This window comes from Quisquiliibacterium transsilvanicum (assembly GCF_014202215.1).
GTDB lineage: Bacteria > Pseudomonadota > Gammaproteobacteria > Burkholderiales > Burkholderiaceae_E > Quisquiliibacterium > Quisquiliibacterium transsilvanicum.
Map to the genome: position 1 here is coordinate 108,926 of NZ_JACHGB010000002.1, position 15,436 is coordinate 124,361.

16 protein-coding genes are annotated in these 15,436 nt (G+C 71.0%); 6 read left to right on the forward strand and 10 right to left on the reverse strand.

Annotated elements, in window-relative coordinates; translation table 11 throughout:
- Positions 1-5: 5 nt before the first annotated feature.
- Both HNQ70_RS03920 and HNQ70_RS03925 read left to right on the forward strand, forming a co-directional pair.
- Complete coding sequence (locus tag HNQ70_RS03920; protein WP_183964487.1) at positions 6-1,052, forward strand: zinc-binding alcohol dehydrogenase family protein; 1,047 nt, start codon at positions 6-8, stop codon at positions 1,050-1,052.
- Between the two features lie 41 nt (positions 1,053-1,093).
- Positions 1,094-2,047, forward strand: a complete 954-nt coding sequence (locus HNQ70_RS03925) for a Bug family tripartite tricarboxylate transporter substrate binding protein (protein ID WP_183964489.1) — start codon at positions 1,094-1,096, stop codon at positions 2,045-2,047.
- 60 nt (positions 2,048-2,107) lie between these two features.
- On the opposite strand, the gene HNQ70_RS03930 is transcribed toward HNQ70_RS03925, so the two are convergent.
- Entirely contained in the window at positions 2,108-2,386 is a 279-nt protein-coding gene (locus tag HNQ70_RS03930) for a KTSC domain-containing protein (protein WP_183964491.1), read from the reverse strand.
- Between the two features lie 76 nt (positions 2,387-2,462).
- Between HNQ70_RS03930 and HNQ70_RS03935 the strand changes: the two genes are divergently transcribed.
- The gene (locus tag HNQ70_RS03935; protein WP_183964493.1) at positions 2,463-3,788 is read left to right on the forward strand and encodes an amidase; all 1,326 of its coding nucleotides are present in this window, start codon (positions 2,463-2,465) and stop codon (positions 3,786-3,788) included.
- 57 nt (positions 3,789-3,845) lie between these two features.
- On the opposite strand, the gene HNQ70_RS03940 is transcribed toward HNQ70_RS03935, so the two are convergent.
- The 8 genes from HNQ70_RS03940 to HNQ70_RS03975 form a co-directional block, all read right to left on the reverse strand.
- On the reverse strand, positions 3,846-4,610 hold the full coding sequence (locus tag HNQ70_RS03940) for a 3-hydroxyacyl-CoA dehydrogenase (RefSeq protein WP_183964495.1): 765 nt from the start codon (positions 4,608-4,610) through the stop codon (positions 3,846-3,848).
- 161 nt (positions 4,611-4,771) lie between these two features.
- Positions 4,772-7,318 carry a sodium-translocating pyrophosphatase gene (locus HNQ70_RS03945; RefSeq protein ID WP_183964497.1) on the reverse strand — a complete coding sequence of 849 codons (2,547 nt, stop codon included), beginning with the start codon at positions 7,316-7,318 and terminating at the stop codon, positions 4,772-4,774.
- Positions 7,319-7,546: 228 nt separating this feature from the next.
- Entirely contained in the window at positions 7,547-8,200 is a 654-nt protein-coding gene (gene adk / locus HNQ70_RS03950) for an adenylate kinase (RefSeq protein ID WP_183964499.1), read from the reverse strand.
- Positions 8,201-8,341: 141 nt separating this feature from the next.
- Positions 8,342-9,136, reverse strand: a complete 795-nt coding sequence (gene kdsB / locus HNQ70_RS03955) for a 3-deoxy-manno-octulosonate cytidylyltransferase (RefSeq protein ID WP_183964501.1) — start codon at positions 9,134-9,136, stop codon at positions 8,342-8,344.
- Positions 9,133-9,378 carry a Trm112 family protein gene (locus HNQ70_RS03960; RefSeq protein WP_183964503.1) on the reverse strand — a complete coding sequence of 82 codons (246 nt, stop codon included), beginning with the start codon at positions 9,376-9,378 and terminating at the stop codon, positions 9,133-9,135. The genes kdsB and HNQ70_RS03960 overlap by 4 nt, the downstream gene beginning before the upstream one ends.
- A complete protein-coding gene (gene lpxK, locus HNQ70_RS03965) occupies positions 9,359-10,435 on the reverse strand; it encodes a tetraacyldisaccharide 4'-kinase (RefSeq protein ID WP_183964505.1) in 1,077 nt (358 codons plus the stop codon). The genes HNQ70_RS03960 and lpxK overlap by 20 nt, the downstream gene beginning before the upstream one ends.
- Positions 10,432-10,869 carry a biopolymer transporter ExbD gene (locus HNQ70_RS03970; protein WP_183964507.1) on the reverse strand — a complete coding sequence of 146 codons (438 nt, stop codon included), beginning with the start codon at positions 10,867-10,869 and terminating at the stop codon, positions 10,432-10,434. The genes lpxK and HNQ70_RS03970 overlap by 4 nt, the downstream gene beginning before the upstream one ends.
- A complete protein-coding gene (locus HNQ70_RS03975; RefSeq protein WP_183964509.1) occupies positions 10,866-11,588 on the reverse strand; it encodes a MotA/TolQ/ExbB proton channel family protein in 723 nt (240 codons plus the stop codon). Before HNQ70_RS03975 ends, HNQ70_RS03970 begins: the two co-directional genes overlap by 4 nt.
- A gap of 341 nt (positions 11,589-11,929) precedes the next feature.
- Between HNQ70_RS03975 and xseA the strand changes: the two genes are divergently transcribed.
- The 3 genes from xseA to HNQ70_RS03990 all read left to right on the forward strand — a co-directional run bounded on the left by xseA (position 11,930) and on the right by HNQ70_RS03990 (position 14,848).
- Positions 11,930-13,288, forward strand: coding sequence for an exodeoxyribonuclease VII large subunit (gene xseA, locus HNQ70_RS03980; RefSeq protein ID WP_183964511.1), 1,359 nt, complete (start codon positions 11,930-11,932; stop codon positions 13,286-13,288).
- A gap of 139 nt (positions 13,289-13,427) precedes the next feature.
- Complete coding sequence (gene sodB, locus HNQ70_RS03985) at positions 13,428-14,009, forward strand: superoxide dismutase [Fe] (RefSeq protein WP_183964513.1); 582 nt, start codon at positions 13,428-13,430, stop codon at positions 14,007-14,009.
- A 185-nt stretch (positions 14,010-14,194) separates the two neighbouring features.
- Positions 14,195-14,848 (forward strand): YiaD family glycine zipper/OmpA-like lipoprotein, encoded by a 654-nt coding sequence (locus HNQ70_RS03990; RefSeq protein ID WP_183965453.1) that lies wholly within the window; start codon positions 14,195-14,197, stop codon positions 14,846-14,848.
- 89 nt (positions 14,849-14,937) lie between these two features.
- On the opposite strand, the gene HNQ70_RS03995 is transcribed toward HNQ70_RS03990, so the two are convergent.
- A complete protein-coding gene (locus HNQ70_RS03995) occupies positions 14,938-15,426 on the reverse strand; it encodes a DUF192 domain-containing protein (protein ID WP_183964515.1) in 489 nt (162 codons plus the stop codon).
- Positions 15,427-15,436 lie beyond the last annotated feature (10 nt).

Genomic DNA, 15,436 nt, shown 5'->3' on the forward strand with positions numbered 1-15,436 from the left:
TCGCCTTGAAAGCCGTCGTGCAGCGCGCCTGCCTTCCCGTTACCGATCCGGGCTGCCTCGTCGATGTCGAGCTGCCCGACCCGGTCGCCACCGGACGCGACCTGCTGGTGCGGGTGCTCGCGGTGTCGGTCAATCCGGTCGACACGAAAGTGCGCCGCAACGTGCCGCCGGGCGACGGCCCGGAGCGCGGCGTCGGGCAGGGCGCGGGCGGCCAGCGCGTGCTCGGCTACGACGCGGCTGGCGTCGTCGAGGCGGTCGGTCCGGAGGTCACGCTGTTCGCGCCCGGCGACGAAGTCTGGTACGCCGGCTCGCGCATGCGCCCCGGGACGAACGCCGAGCTCCACCTGGTCGACGAGCGCATCGTCGGCCGCAAGCCGCGCTCGCTCGATTTCGCACAGGCGGCAGCGATGCCCCTGACCGCGATCACCGCCTGGGAGGCGCTCTTCGACCGGCTGCAGCTGCGGCTGGGCAAGCCGCACGACCAGGGCACGCTGCTGATCACTGCCGGCGGCGGCGGCGTGGGCTCGATCGCGATCCAGCTGGCGCGGCGCCTGAGCGGCGCGCGCGTCGTCGCCACCGCCTCGCGGCCGGAGTCGCGCGAGCAGGCGCTGCGGCTCGGGGCGCATCTGGTGATCGACCACCGGGAGCCGCTCTCGGAGGGGCTGCGGGCAGCCGGAATCCGCTGGGCCGAGCGGATCTTCAGCATCTCGCACACGCACCTGCACTTCCCGGAGCTTGCAAAGGCAGTCGCTCCGCAGGGCCGGATCTGCGTGATCGACGATCCCGAGGCGCCGCTCGACGCGCGCCTGCTCAAGGGACGCTGCGCATCGCTGCACTGGGAGGCGATGTTCACCCGCTCCAGCTTCGAGACGCCGGACATGGCCGAGCAGGGCCGCCTGCTGAACGAGGTGGCGGGGCTGGTCGACGCCGGGCTGGTCGTCGGCACGCACGCGCGCACGCTCGGGCGCATCGACGCAGCGACCCTGCGGGAGGCGCACCGGATGGTCGAATCGGGTCATACAACAGGCAAGTTCACGCTCGCGGGCTTCTGACGCGTCGCGCAGGCGGGCCACATCGAGAGGGGACGAGGGAAATGAAGAAACTGCTGACCGCGCTCTTGCTGGGGGTCGCCGCGATGGCGGCTTCCGCCCAGTCCTGGCCAACCAAGCCGATCAGGCTGGTGGTGCCATTCCCGCCCGGTTCTGCCACCGACACGATCGCGCGCGCGTTCGGCGGCGCGGTCTCGCAGTCGCTCGGCCAGCCGGTGGTGGTCGAGAACAAGGCAGGGGCCGACGGCGCGATCTCCGGCACCGAGGTGATGCGCGCTCCCTCCGACGGTTACACGCTGTTCTTCGCGACCAACAGCCCGATGGCAGTCGCGCCGGCGATGCGCAAGAACCCGCCGTACGATCCCATCCGCGATTTCACGCCGATCGCCGACATCGGCCGCTACACCTTCTTCGTCGTCGTCCATCCGAGCGTGCCGGTGAAGACCGTCGCCGAACTGCTCCAGTACGCCAAGGCCAACCCCGGCACCCTGAACTACGCGACCGGCAACACCACCGGCATCATGTCCACCGCGCAGTTCATGCATCTGGGCGGCATCCGGATGGTCCACGTCCCGTACAAGGGCGAGCCGCAGGCGCTGGTCGACCTGATCGCCGGACGCGTGCAGGTCATGGTGGTGTCCGCCGGAACCTCGGTGCCGCATATCCGCGACGGGAAGCTGCGCGCGCTCGCGGTGATCACGACGAAGCGCAGCCCGGTGCTGCCGGAGGTGCCGACGCTCGCCGAGGCCGGCATGCCTGCCTTCTCGATCACCTCTTGGGCCGCGCTCTACGGACCGGCGAAGATGCCGCGCGCGATCGTCGATCGGATCAACCAGGAGTTCCTCGCTGCGGCGCAGCGCCCGGAAGTGCAGGCCACGCTCGAGAAGCAGGCGTTCGTCTTCGTGGGCTCGACGCCCGAGCGGCTCGCCGTCTTCACGAAGGAGCAGAACGACGAGTACCGCGCGATGATGCGCGCCACCGGGATGGAGCCCGACTGACGCACGCGCCGGCAACCACCGGTTCTTCGTCGCCGGCAATCAGTCCTTCGCCGGCGGCGATCAGTCCTTCGCCGGCGGCGTCCCGAACAGCGCGTCGAGGCGCGCCTTCGCCTCCGGGTCGGCGGCGGCGCTGCCGCGCTCCAGCGGGTACTCCTCGGCGATCCGGTCCTCGAGATAACTGGCCGGATTCGGCGCCGCCAGCAGCCTGCGCCACACCTCCGCCGGCACCGACTTGTAGACGCGGACGCTGCCATCGACGAAGCACAGCTCCAGCCGCTGGCTGTGCTCGTCATACGCGCCGGCCTTCAGCCGGCCGCCCCGCAGTGCCCTGTGTTCCATGCCCATGGCGTCTCCCCCAATGCGGCCTGCGAGGCATGGTAGCGTAGCGACGAGGGCTTCGAGCGAGGAACGCGAAATGACCAGCGCATCCATCCGTGACACCGTGGCGGCAGTCGCCGCCGGCTCGGTTTCATGCGGGCAGCTGCTGGAATCGGCGCGGCTGGCCGCCGAAGCGCACGCGTCGCTCAACGCGCTGGCCTGGGTGGACTGGGACGCCAGCGCGCAGGCCGCGCACGCGCTCGACGTCGAGGCGCGCGCGGGGCGGCTGCGCGGCCCGCTGCACGGCATCCCGGTGTCGGTGAAGGATCTGTTCAGCGTGCGCGGGATGCCCATGCGGGCCGGAACGCGCGCCGCGCTGCCCGGCCTCGGCGCGGCCGAAGCGGAACTCGTCGCGCGCCTGCGCGCGGCCGGGGCGCTGGTGTTCGCCAAGACCAACATGCATGAGATTGCGCTCGGGGCCACCGGCGAGAACCGCTGGACTGGCGACGTGCGCAATCCGCGCGACCCGGCCCGGCAGGCCGGCGGCTCCTCCAGCGGCGCCGCAGTGGCAGTGGCCACCGGCATCGGCATGGGCGCGGTGGGCAGCGACACCGGCGGCTCGGTGCGCATCCCGGCGGCGTTCTGCGGCGTCGCAGGGTTCAAGCCCAGCTTCGGCGCGATCCCCCTGACAGGCGCGCTGCCGCTGTCGTGGACCTGCGACCACGCCGGCCCGCTGGCGCGCAGCGTCGACGACTGCGCGCTGCTTTTCGAGGCGATGGCTGCGCGGCGCACCGACCACGGCATGGTGCCGCGCACGCCGCGGCTGGCCGTTCCGGCCGGCTGGCTGGCGCCGCGGATGGCGCCGTCGGTGGCGGCGCGCTTCGAGGAGATGCTGGCGCGGCTGCGGGCCAGCGGCGCGCAGATCGAGACCGTGACGATTCCGCCGCTGCCGCTCGCCTGGACCTGCTACACGCCGATCGTGCGCGCGGAGGCGGCCTATGTGCATCGCGCTGCGCTGGCGGCAGGCGGTGAGGGCTTCTCGGAGATGGTGCTGGCGCCGCTGCGGGACGGCGCGGGCATCGCCGCGGTCGACTACTTCGAGGCGATGCGGGTGCGCGAGCAGGTGCGCACTGGCCTGGACCGGGCCCTGGCGGGCTTCGACGCGCTGGTGCTGCCAACCTCGCCGGTGCCCCCGCCGCTGCGCGGCCAGCTCGAGGTGGAAGTGGCCGCCGGCGCGACGATGAGCGCGCGCGAGGCGGTGCTCGGGCAGACGCTGCCGTTCAGCCTGGTGGGCCTGCCGGCGCTGAGCCTGCCGATGGGCGAGGCCGAGGGCCTGCCGGCGTCGTTGCAGCTGGTGGGCGCGCGCGACGCGGATGCGCGGCTGCTGGCGCTGGGACGCTGGGTGGAGCGGCTGCTCGGGTGACGAGAAGGGCCGCATCGCGGCCCTTCGGGTGCTGCCTCGCTCAGTGCCGGTCGCGCATCACTTCGGCGCCATGCGGATGGCGCCGTCCAGGCGAATGGTTTCGCCGTTGATCATCGGGTTCTCGAAGATCTGCTGGACCAGCATTGCGTACTCGTCCGGACGCCCGAGGCGCGAGGGGAAGGGCACCTGCTTGCCGAGCGACTCCTGGGCTGCCGGGGGCAGGCTCATCAGCATCGGCGTGAGGAACAGGCCGGGGGCGATGGTGTTCACGCGCACGCCCTCGCGCGAGAGGTCGCGGGCGATCGGCAGCGTCATGCCGGCCACGCCGGCCTTCGAAGCCGAGTAGGCGGCCTGGCCGATCTGGCCGTCGAAGGCGGCGACCGACGCGGTGTTGACGATCACGCCGCGCTCACCCTCGACGTTGGGCTCGTTGCTCACCATCGCCGCGGCTGCCAGGCGCAGCATGTTGAAGGTGCCGATCAGGTTGACCTGCACGACCCGGGTGAACTTGTCCAGCGGATAGGGGCCGTCCTTGCCGACGGTCTTGGCGGCGGCGCCGATGCCGGCGCAGTTGACCAGGCCGACCAGCTTGCCCATCGCAGTGGCGGCGGCGACTGCTGCCTGCGCATCCGCTTCGGAGGTGACATCGCACTTGACGAACTTCGCGCTGGAGCCGAGCTCCTTGGCGAACGCTTCGCCTGCCTGCTCGTTCACGTCCGCGATCACCACCATGCCGCCCGCACCGACGATGCGCTTGCTGGTCGCGCCGCCCAGGCCGGATGCGCCACCGGTGACGATGACGACGTTGCCTTTGACATCCATTCGCTGCTCTCCCTTGGTTGTTGGACCCGAATCCGGAAACCCGGCAAGTGTACCCAATCGCGTGGGGGCGCCGGTGGGCCGGCGAGAAAGCGAAACGGGGCGGCAAAGGCCGCCCCGTCGAACCGCGAAGGCCCGGACTTCGTCCGGGCCGTGCAGGTCGGTTACTGCGCGGGATAGACGTCCACGCGCCTGGCCATCCGGTCGTCGGCTGCACCGGCTTCGGCCTGCTGGGGCCTGACCATGACGAGCTGGCCTTCGCCGACTCCGGATTCCACCAGCGCGGCACGCGCAGCGAGTGCGCGCTGCTTGGCGAGCTGGGCGTTCACGGCGGGGTCGCCGCTGGCGTCGTGATAACCCGACAGGCCGAGCTTTCCGCTTGCGTTGGCCTTCGCCCACTCGGCCAGTTTCTCCAGCTGCGCCTTGGCGTCGGCCGGCAGCGCTGCGGCGCCGGTGTCGAAGAACACGCTCACCGTCTCGGGGTAGCCGGCTCCGGTGAGCAGCTGCGGGGCGGTGTCCACCTCGGTCACTGCAGCCGCTGCCGGCGCGGCGGCAGTCGCCGCGGCCGGCGCGCCCGCCGCCGGAGCGGTCACCGCCGCGGGGGCGGCGCCGTGGCCGGCCGCCGGCGCCGTGGCGCCGGTGCCGTGGATCACGCCCATCAGCGGCACCAGCAGCAGCGCCACGATGTTGATGATCTTGATGAGCGGGTTGATCGCCGGGCCGGCCGTGTCCTTGTAGGGGTCGCCCACGGTGTCGCCGGTGACCGCCGCCTTGTGCGCTTCGGAGCCCTTGCCGCCGTGGTTGCCTTCCTCGATGTACTTCTTGGCGTTGTCCCACGCGCCGCCGCCGGTGCACATCGAGATGGCGACGAACAGGCCAGTGACGATGGTGCCCATCAGCACGCCGCCCAAGGCCACCGGGCCGAGGAACACGCCCACCAGGATGGGCACGACCACCGGCAGCAGCGAGGGGATCATCATCTCCTTGATCGCGGCGCCGGTGAGCAGGTCCACGGCCTTGGTGTAGTCGGGCTTGGCCTTGCCCTCCATGATTCCCTTGATCTCGCGGAACTGGCGGCGCACCTCCTCCACCACCGAGCCCGCGGCACGGCCCACGGCCTCCATCGCCATCGCAGCGAACAGGTAGGGGATCAGGCCGCCGATGATCAGGCCGACGATCACCATGTGATCGGACAGGTCGAACTTCACCGGCAGACCCACCGACTCCAGGCCGTGCGTGTAATCGGCGAACAGCACCAGCGCAGCCAGGCCGGCCGAGCCGATCGCGTAGCCCTTGGTGACCGCCTTCGTGGTGTTGCCCACCGCGTCGAGCGGGTCGGTGATGTCGCGCACCGAGTCGGGCAGGTTCGCCATCTCGGCGATGCCGCCGGCGTTGTCGGTGATCGGGCCGTAGGCGTCGAGGGCGACGACGATGCCGGCCATCGACAGCATCGACGTGGCTGCGATCGCGATGCCATACAGGCCGCCGAACGCGTAGGACGACATGATCGCGGCGCACACCATCAGCACCGGCCAGGCGGTGGACTTCATCGACACGGCGAGGCCGGCGATGATGTTGGTGCCGTGGCCGGTGGTCGAGGCCTGGGCGACATAGCGCACCGGCTTGTACTCGGTGCCGGTGTAGTACTCGGTGACCCAGACGATCAGCCCGGTGAGCACCATGCCCACGACCACGCACAGCCACAGTTTCATCACCGACAGGCCGCTGGCGGAGAGGTCAGCGTCGCCGAACACCCAGGAGGTGAGCGGCCAGGCGACCACGGTGGCCAGCACGCCGGCAACGATCAGGCCCTTGTAGAGGGCGGTCATGATCTTCTGGCCCGGCGAGGCCTTCACGAAGAAGCAGCCGACGATCGAAGCGATGATCGAGAACCCGCCGAGCACCAGCGGGTACATCACCGCCTGCGCCTGCGCACCGGTCACCATCAGGGCGCCGAGCAGCATCGTCGCGATCAGCGTGACAGCGTAGGTCTCGAACAGGTCGGCCGCCATGCCGGCGCAGTCGCCGACGTTGTCGCCCACGTTGTCGGCGATCACCGCCGGGTTGCGCGGATCGTCCTCGGGAATGCCGGCCTCGACCTTGCCGACCAGGTCGGCGCCGACGTCGGCGCCCTTGGTGAAGATGCCGCCGCCGAGCCGGGCGAAGATGGAGATCAGCGACGAGCCGAAGGCCAGGCCGATCAGCGGCTTGAGCGCCTCATGCAGATTCGCGGGGTCGCTGACGCCGCCGGTGAGCAGCGCGTAGTAGCCGGCCACGCCCAGCAGGCCCAGGCCCACCACCAGCATCCCGGTGATGGCGCCGCCCTTGAAGGCGACGTCGAGCGCGGCGTTCAGTCCCTGCGTCGCGGCCTGCGTGGTGCGCACGTTGGCGCGCACCGAGACGTTCATGCCGATGTAGCCGGCCGCACCCGACAGGATGGCGCCGACCGCGAAGCCCACCGCAGTGAGCATGCCCAGGCCGGGCACCAGCCAGATGGCGATGAAGAGGACCAGGCCCACGATGCCGATCGTGCGGTACTGGCGGTTCAGGTAGGCCTTGGCGCCGGTCTGGATCGCCGCGGCGATTTCCTGCATTCGGGCATTGCCCGCCGGCAAGGCCAGGATGGACCGGCTGGTGACGATGCCGTAGAGCACCGCCACCGCGCCACATATCAACGCGAACCACAAGCCCGTATTCGAGGCTGCTGACATCGAGAGTCCTCCAGAGACTGTTAGTGTTGGAAGCGGACTGCGACCAGACTGCGGAGGATTCTCACCGGCACGCCGGGGGGCTGGCAAGCAGGGTCAAGCCCTGATGCGAAGGGGGCGGTCCGCTTTGCCTTGCAGCGGGTGCGGCAGCGGGCTCGCGGGGCGAGCCCGGAGTGCCCCCCGCGGGGAAGAAGGGGAGGTCTGCGCCCGGCGGAAGCGGGCGCGGCGGGCTCAGCCCAGCGCGGCGAACGCGCGCTCGCGAATCTCGTCGACGCTGCCCACGCCCGAAATCTTGCGGTACTTCGGCGCGCCCGGCGCGCCGCCCTGGGCCCACTGGCCGTAGTAGTCGACCAGCTGGCGGGTCTGGGCGTGATAGACCTCGAGCCGCTTGCGCACGGTCTCTTCGCGGTCGTCGTCGCGCTGCACCAGGTCTTCGCCGGTGAGGTCGTCCTTGCCCGCCACCTTCGGCGGGTTGAACTTCTCGTGATAGGTGCGGCCGCTGGCGGGGTGCACGCGCCGTCCGCTCATGCGGTCGATGATGTCCGAGTCGGGAACGTCGATCTCGAGCACGTAGTCGATCGAGACGCCGGCGTCCTTCATGGCATCTGCCTGCGGGATCGTGCGGGGGAAGCCGTCGAACAGGTAACCGCTGGCGCAGTCGGGCTCGCGCAGACGGTCCTTGACGAGGCCGATGATGATGTCGTCCGACACCAGGCCGCCCGCGTCCATGACCTTCTTGGCGGCCAGCCCGAGCGGCGTTCCCGCCTTCACCGCGGCGCGCAGCATGTCGCCGGTGGAAATCTGGGGAATGCCGTACTTGTCCTTGATGAAGGCGGCCTGCGTGCCTTTGCCGGCACCCGGCGCCCCGAGCAGAATCAAACGCATGGAGTGGACCTGGAAGGAATCGTTGAGGAAGGGGCCACGCCCCGGGGCGCGATGGCCCGCGCCCGGCCGCCGTCGGGCGGCAGACCGCGAAAGGTAACTTCAAAGAGCGGCGCCGGTCAAACCCGGCGCCCCGCTAACGTGTCAGTCAGCGTCCGGGCGGGCGAAGGCGCGCCGCACGCGGGCGAGATCCTCCGGGGTGTCCACGCCTGCGGGCGGCGCCTCGGCGGCGTGCAGCACCGCGATCCGGTAGCCGTGCCAGAGCGCTCGCAGCTGTTCGAGTGATTCGAAGCGCTCCAGCGGCGACTGCGCCAGCCCCGGGTAGGCGCGCAGGAAGGCGACGCGGTAGGCATAGAGGCCGATGTGGCGCAGCGGGGGATGTCCGGCGAAACCCGCCGGAAGCCGCGCCGGCAGCCTGTCTGGGAAACCCTGGAGCTCGTCGCGGTGGAAGGGGATCGGCGCGCGCGAGAAGTAGGCTGCGTGCCCCCGCGCGTCGGTGACCACCTTGACCACGTTCGGGTTCAGGTACTCGTCGACCGATGTGATGGGGTGGGCGGCGGTGGCGATCGCGCTGCCGGCGGAGGCCTGCAGCAGGGCCGCAACGTCGGCGACCAGCGCGGGAGGGATCAGCGGCTCGTCGCCCTGCACGTTGACCACGATCTCGTCGTCGCCCAGGCCCAGCAGCCGAGCAGCTTCGGCCAGCCGGTCGGTGCCCGAGGGATGGTCCGCCCGGGTGAGGATGGATTCGATGCCATGCGCGCCTGCAGCGTCCAGGATGGCCTGACTGTCGGCGGCCACCACCACCCGCCGGGCGCCCGAGGCCAGCGCGCGCTCGGCCACCCGTACCACCATCGGCCGGCCGCCGAGGTCGGCGAGCGGCTTGTCCGGCAGGCGCGTGGAGGCCAGCCGTGCCGGGATCAGGGCAACGAAGGGAGTCACAGCCTGGGCTGGCCGCCGGTGCCGGTCGGGGTCTCGCTGGAGGGACCCGTGGAGGCTTCGGGCGCGGGCAGGGCCGACGCGTCGAGCCGGCGCGCCTCGGACTCCAGCATCACCGGGATGTCGTCGCGGATCGGGAAGGCGAGGCGGTCGCGCGGGCAGATCAGCTCGCGATCGGCCCTGCGGTGCTCCAGCGGGCCCTTGCAGATCGGGCACACCAGGATGTCAAGCAATCGGTTGTCCACGGAGCCGCTCCTCGATCCAGTCGTAGAAGGCCGGTTCGATCCGTGCGGCAACCTCGAGGGTCCAGCAGCGATCGTCGGCGATGGCTGCGCATTTTACGGCGTCCTTCGAGGTCATCACGACCAGCGGGCCATCGATGCCGGCAAGGGTTGCGGGCGCGATCCGCGCGTGGTCCGGCAGCGGGTGCTCGCGCGCTGCCAGGCCGAGCCCGCGCAGCGTGTCGAAGAAGCGCGCCGGCTGGGCGATTCCGGCCAGCGCTGCAACCGGGCGCCCGGCGGCCTTCGCTGCGAAGGCGTCCGGTTCGAGCAGGCGCCCGTCGAGCAGGTGGCGGAAGTGCGCCGGCTCGACGCGGAAGCGGAAGCAGGGCAGGCCCGCCAGCGGCGGCGCGGCATCCCCGTTGAGCAGCAGTGCGTCCATCCCGGAGGCGTGCGCCAGCGGTTCGCGCAGCGGGCCCGCGGGCAGCAGCCGGCCGTTGCCGGCGCCGCGCGCGTCGAAGACCGCCACTTCCAGGGTGCGGGCAAGCCCCGGATGCTGGAGTCCGTCGTCGGCGACCACCACTTCCGGAGCAGGGATCAGCGCTTCGAGCAGGGCGAGTGCGTCGCCGCGCCGGCGGCCGGCCGCGACCGGGACACCGGATGCGGCGGCCAGCAGCACAGCCTCGTCGCCGTGCTCTGCGGCGTCGTCGTCAGCCGTCACCAGGCGGGCGTCGCTGCGGGCCGCGCGATAGCCGCCGGCCAGCGCGGCCACGCGCCAGCCGCGCTGCGATAGCTCGCGGGCCAGCGCGATCGCCGCAGGCGTCTTGCCGGTGCCCCCGACCACCAGGTTGCCGATCACGATCACCGCGGGGCGGGCCGCGGCCGGCCGATGCGTCACCTGCGCGCGGCGGCGACGCGCCACGCGCCCGGTGAGTCGGGCCAGCGGACCGAGCAGCGCAGCCAGCAGTCCGCTCCCGGCGGGGCGGGCCGGAGCGTCCGGCCCCTCGGGAAACCACAGCGCCAGCAGCCGGCGCTCGAGTGCGGCGCGCAGCGCTTCGGTCGCGCCCTGCGGCGCGCGGCTCATCGGGCGGCTTTGGCCGCGCCGCCGGGCGCCTGCGCCGCGAAAGTGACCCGCGCCAGCCCCGCCAGGCGGGCGGACTCGAGCACGTTGACCACCGACTGGTGGGTGGCGCCGGCGTCGGCGTGGATCACCAGCGTCGCCTCCTCGCTGCCCTCGGCTGCCCGCTTCAGTTCGCGCGCGAACGCATCCGGAGAGTCGAAGCGCAGCGCGCGGTCGTCCAGCTGGTAGCGGCCGTCGCCCGAGATGGCGACCACGATCTCGCGCGGGCGCTGGTCCGGCGCCGCCGCGCCCGCCGAGGGCAGATTGACCTGGAGCTCGGTGAACTTCGAGAAGGTGGTGGTCACCATCAGGAAGATCAGCACCACCAGCAGCACGTCGATGAGCGGGATCAGGTTGATCTCGGGCTCTTCCCTGCGCAGCCCGCGCCGGAAGTTCACTGCTTCACCCCCTTCGGGGCGGGAGCCGTGCGGGGCGCTGCGACCCGGACGCGGCCGGCGGCCCGCGACGCGGCTTCCGCGCCCTGGTCCACCACCGCCTCGGATGCGAGGCCGGAGGCCTGCCCGAGGCGGATGGTGTCGATCATGCGCAGCGACTGCTGCTCCATCTCCACCAGGTAGCTGTCGATGCGAGCGCGGAAGTGCCGGTAGGCGATCATCGCCGGGATTGCGATGATCAGCGCGAAGGCGGTGTTGTAGAGCGCCACCGAAATGCCGTGCGCCAGCTGCTGCGGGTTGGTTCCCGACGGCGCCTGCGCGCCGAAGATCTCGATCATCCCCACCACCGTGCCGAACAGCCCCATCAGCGGCGCCACCGAAGCGATGGTGCCCAGTGCCGACAGGTAGCGTTCCAGCTCATGCGCCACGCCGCGGCCGGTCTCCTCCATCGCCTCCTTCATCACGTCGCGCGGCGCCAGCTCCTGCCGCAGCCCGGAGGCGAACACACGCCCGAGGGGAGAGCTCGACTCGAGGCGCTGGATCATCTCGGGGGTGATCTGCCGGCTGCGGTGCATGGTCAGCACGTCGTCGAGGAGACGGGGCGGGAGCACGCGCTTGGCGCGCAGCGACAGCGAGCGCTCGACGATCAGTGCGACCGTCGCGATGGATGCGGCGATCAGGAACCATATCGGCCATCCGGCCGCCTGGATCAGAGAAAACAAGGTGGGGTCTCCCGGGAGGGCCGCGGTGCGTGGAGGGGCCGCGGCTGCTGGACTTGGCGCCATTGTCCGGGTTTTACACGGCGAGCGGCAAGCTGGCGGCCGGCGGGCTGACGGCCGGTAGAATCTATCAACACAAGCTGTGGATAAATATGTGCACATCCCACCCGGTCAGGCCCGAAAACCGCATGAAATCTGGCTCTCGGTCGGGTGATGAAAATTCGGGCAATAGAAAAATCCAACAAAATCAATGACTTCGACGAATTCACGTCGTTCTGACGGTCTAGACCGGAAGAAATTGCGCCCAGAGCGGCTTTGTGGACAGGTTCATGGCGGCGGCCCGCATGGGGCCTGATTCCGCGCCCCGCGAAGGCCCTGGCGGCGACGCCGTTCTCAGCGTTTCGGAGCTCAACCGGGCGGTTGCTTCGCTGCTCGAGCGCTCGATTCCGCCGCTGTGGGTGGCCGGGGAGATTTCCAATTTCACGCGCGCAGCCAGCGGCCACTGGTACTTCACGCTCAAGGATTCCGGCGCCCAGGTGCGTGCCGTCATGTTCCGCGGGCGCGCGCAGGCCGTGGGCTTCACCCCGCGCGAAGGCGACCGGGTGGAGGTGCGGGCGCTGGCCGGCCTGTACCAGCCGCGCGGCGATTTCCAGCTCGGCGTCGAGCTGATGCGCCGCGCCGGCGCTGGCGACCTGTACCAGCGCTTCCTGCAGCTCAAGGAAAAGCTGCGCGCCGAGGGGCTGCTGGACGATGCCCGCAAGCGCGCGCTGCCGCCGCTGCCGGCCAGGGTGGGGGTGGTGACCTCGCTGCAGGCGGCCGCGCTGCGCGACGTTCTCGCCACGCTGGCCGCCCGCGCGCCCCAGGTGCCGGTGATCGTGTATCCAACGCCGGTGCAGGGCGCGGAGGCGCCGGCCGGCATCGTTGCCGCCTTGCGCGCCGCCGCCCGCAGGGCGGAGTGCGACGTGCTGCTGCTGGTGCGCGGCGGCGGCTCGATCGAGGACCTCTGGTCCTTCAACGACGAGGCGGTCGCCCGCGCCGTCGCTGCGTCGCCGATCCCGGTGGTCTGCGGGGTCGGGCACGAGAGCGACGTCACGATCGCCGATTTCGTCGCCGACCTGCGGGCGCCCACGCCGACCGCCGCCGCGTCGCTGGCGGTGCCGGATCGGCGGGAACTGCTGCAGCGGGTGGCGCGGGCAGCGCAGCAGCTGTCGGGCACCCAGCAGAGGCTGCAGGCGCTTCGCGAGCAGCGCGTGGACATCGCCACCCGGCTGCTGCGCTCGCCTTCGGCCTACCTGGAGGCGCGCGGCCGGCACCTCGACGGGCTCGCCCGCCGGGCCGCGGCTGCTGGTGCTGCGGCGTTGCATCGTCCGGCGATGCGGCTCGCCAGGGCCTGGTCCCTGCTGCGTCCCCCGGACACCCAGGCGCACGGCCGCGCGCTCGAAAGCCTGTGCGCGCGCCTGGCCAGGGCCCAGTTCCAGGCGCTGCAGCGGCGCTCCGAGCGCGCCGATGCGCTGGTCCACAAGCTCGAGCTGGTCAGCCCACAGGCCGTGCTGGGCCGCGGCTATGCGATCGTCCGGCGCGAGGCTGGCGAGATCGTCCGCAGCCCCGCCCAGGTGTCGCCGGGCGAGCGCCTGGACGTGCTGCTGGCCGAAGGCGCGATCGAGGTCGACGTGTCCGGCGACGCCAGCGGCTCCCGACCCTGACCGCAGCCGGGTGGCGTTTGGGCCGGATTCCGCTTGTGGCCTAGAATCGTTGGCTGCACCACCGGGGCTCTCGCGGGAGTCGCGCACCGCGACTCCCGCCCCCGGACGATCCAACGAACAAACGAACAAGGACGACGCCATGGAACACAAACTGCCGCCGCTGCCCTATGCGATGGACGCGCTTGCCCCGCACATCTCGAAGGAGACCTTCGAGTATCACTACGGCAAGCATCACCAGGCCTACGCGACGAACCTGAACAACCTGATCAAGGGCACCGAGTTCGAGAACGCCAGCCTCGAGGACATCGTCCGGAAGTCGTCGGGCGGGATTTTCAACAACGCGGCTCAGGTCTGGAACCACTCGTTCTTCTGGAACAGCATGAAGCCCAGCGGCGGCGGCGAGCCCACCGGCGCGCTGGCCGACGCGATCAAGGCGAAGTGGGGCTCCTTCGACGCCTTCAAGGAGGCCTTCACCAAGAGCGCGGTCGGCAACTTCGGCTCCGGCTGGACCTGGCTGGTCAAGAAGCCGGACGGCTCGGTCGACCTCGTCAACACCAGCAACGCCGGCACCACGCTCACCTCGGCCGACAAGGCGCTGCTGACGATCGACGTCTGGGAACACGCCTACTACATCGACTACCGCAACGCGCGCCCGAAGTTCGTCGAGACCTTCCTGGCCAGCCTCGCCAACTGGGACTTCGCGGCGAAGAATTTCGCCTGAACCCTGCCTTTTGCGCGACCGCCCGCTTGCCGGGCGGGCGCGCTGCGCCGGCCCGGCTGCCTGCCGGCGCCGTGATGCATAATGAAAATTCCTATCAACGATAGAAACCGTCGGTGCCTGCCGGGCGCGTCGGGGCTCGCCCCGTGATCCGCCCCGGCCGCCACCGGCGACAAAGGAGCCTGCCCATGTCCAAAAAACTTCTCGTCGTCGCGCTGGCCGCAACGATCGGTGCCGCCGGTTGCGCCAACATGTCCGAAACCCAGAGCCAGACCGCCAAGGGCGCCGGCATCGGCGCCATCGCGGGTGCGGTGCTGGGCGCTGCCGTCGACGGCAGGAGCGGCGCGGCAAAGGGCGCGGTGCTCGGCGCTGGCGCGGGCGCGATCGGCGGTTATGCCTGGTCGCAGAAGATGGAAGAACAGAAGCGCCAGATGGAGCAGGCCACCCAGGGAACCGGTGTCGGCGTGAGCCAGACGGCGGACAACCGGCTCAAGCTCGACGTGCCCAGCGACGTCTCCTTCGACACCGGCCGCGCCGACATCAAGTCGAACCTGCGGCCGATCCTCGACCGCTTCGCCCAGAGCCTGAACGCCAACCCCGGCACCACCGTGAACATCATCGGTCACACCGACAGCACGGGCAGCGACTCCGTCAACAACCCGCTCTCCTATAACCGCGCAGACAGCGTGCGCAGCTACCTGGTCGCGCGCGGCGTCGACGCCCGCCGCATCGCGGTCGAAGGCCGCGGCTCGCGCGAGCCGGTGGCCAACAACGCGACCGCAGATGGCCGCGCGATGAACCGTCGCGTCGAGATTTTCGTCGCCCAGCCCGCCCAGGGCTGATTGCCTGGCCGCCGGCCGCCGGGGCTATGCAGCTCCGGCGCCTCGGCCAGCGATCGATTCCGGCACCGGGCGCCGCGGGGTGCTGCCGCTCAGCGCGGCCCGGCGAACATCCCCTTGGGTCCGGCCAGCCGTGACCCGGGGCCGAGTCCGCGTTTCTCGAACCAGCCCTGGGTCATCTCGAGGGCGTAGCGGACCGGCCGCGCCGAGCAGTGGCTGTCCTCGCTCATCGGCTGCATCCGCGCCACGTTGACGATGCTGCCGTCGTCGGCCAGAAATGCGATCGACAGCGGCACCTTCGTGTTGCGCATCCAGAAGCACTGGCTGCCCGGCGACTCGAACACGAACAGCATCCCCTCGGATGGCCCCAGGTGCTCGCGGAACATCAGTCCCCTGGCCCGGCTGCGGTCGTCTGCCGCCACCTCGGCGCTGATCAGGTGGATGCCGGCCTGCAGCTCCACGCGCGGCAGGGGCGCCTGCGCCTGGGTTTGCGCGGAGGCCGAAGCGGCCGCCGCCAGCAGCGCGGCGATGACCAGGAATGCGGCCGCGATGCGGCCCGATGGTGTCGGAAAGGCGTTCATGCCGACATGC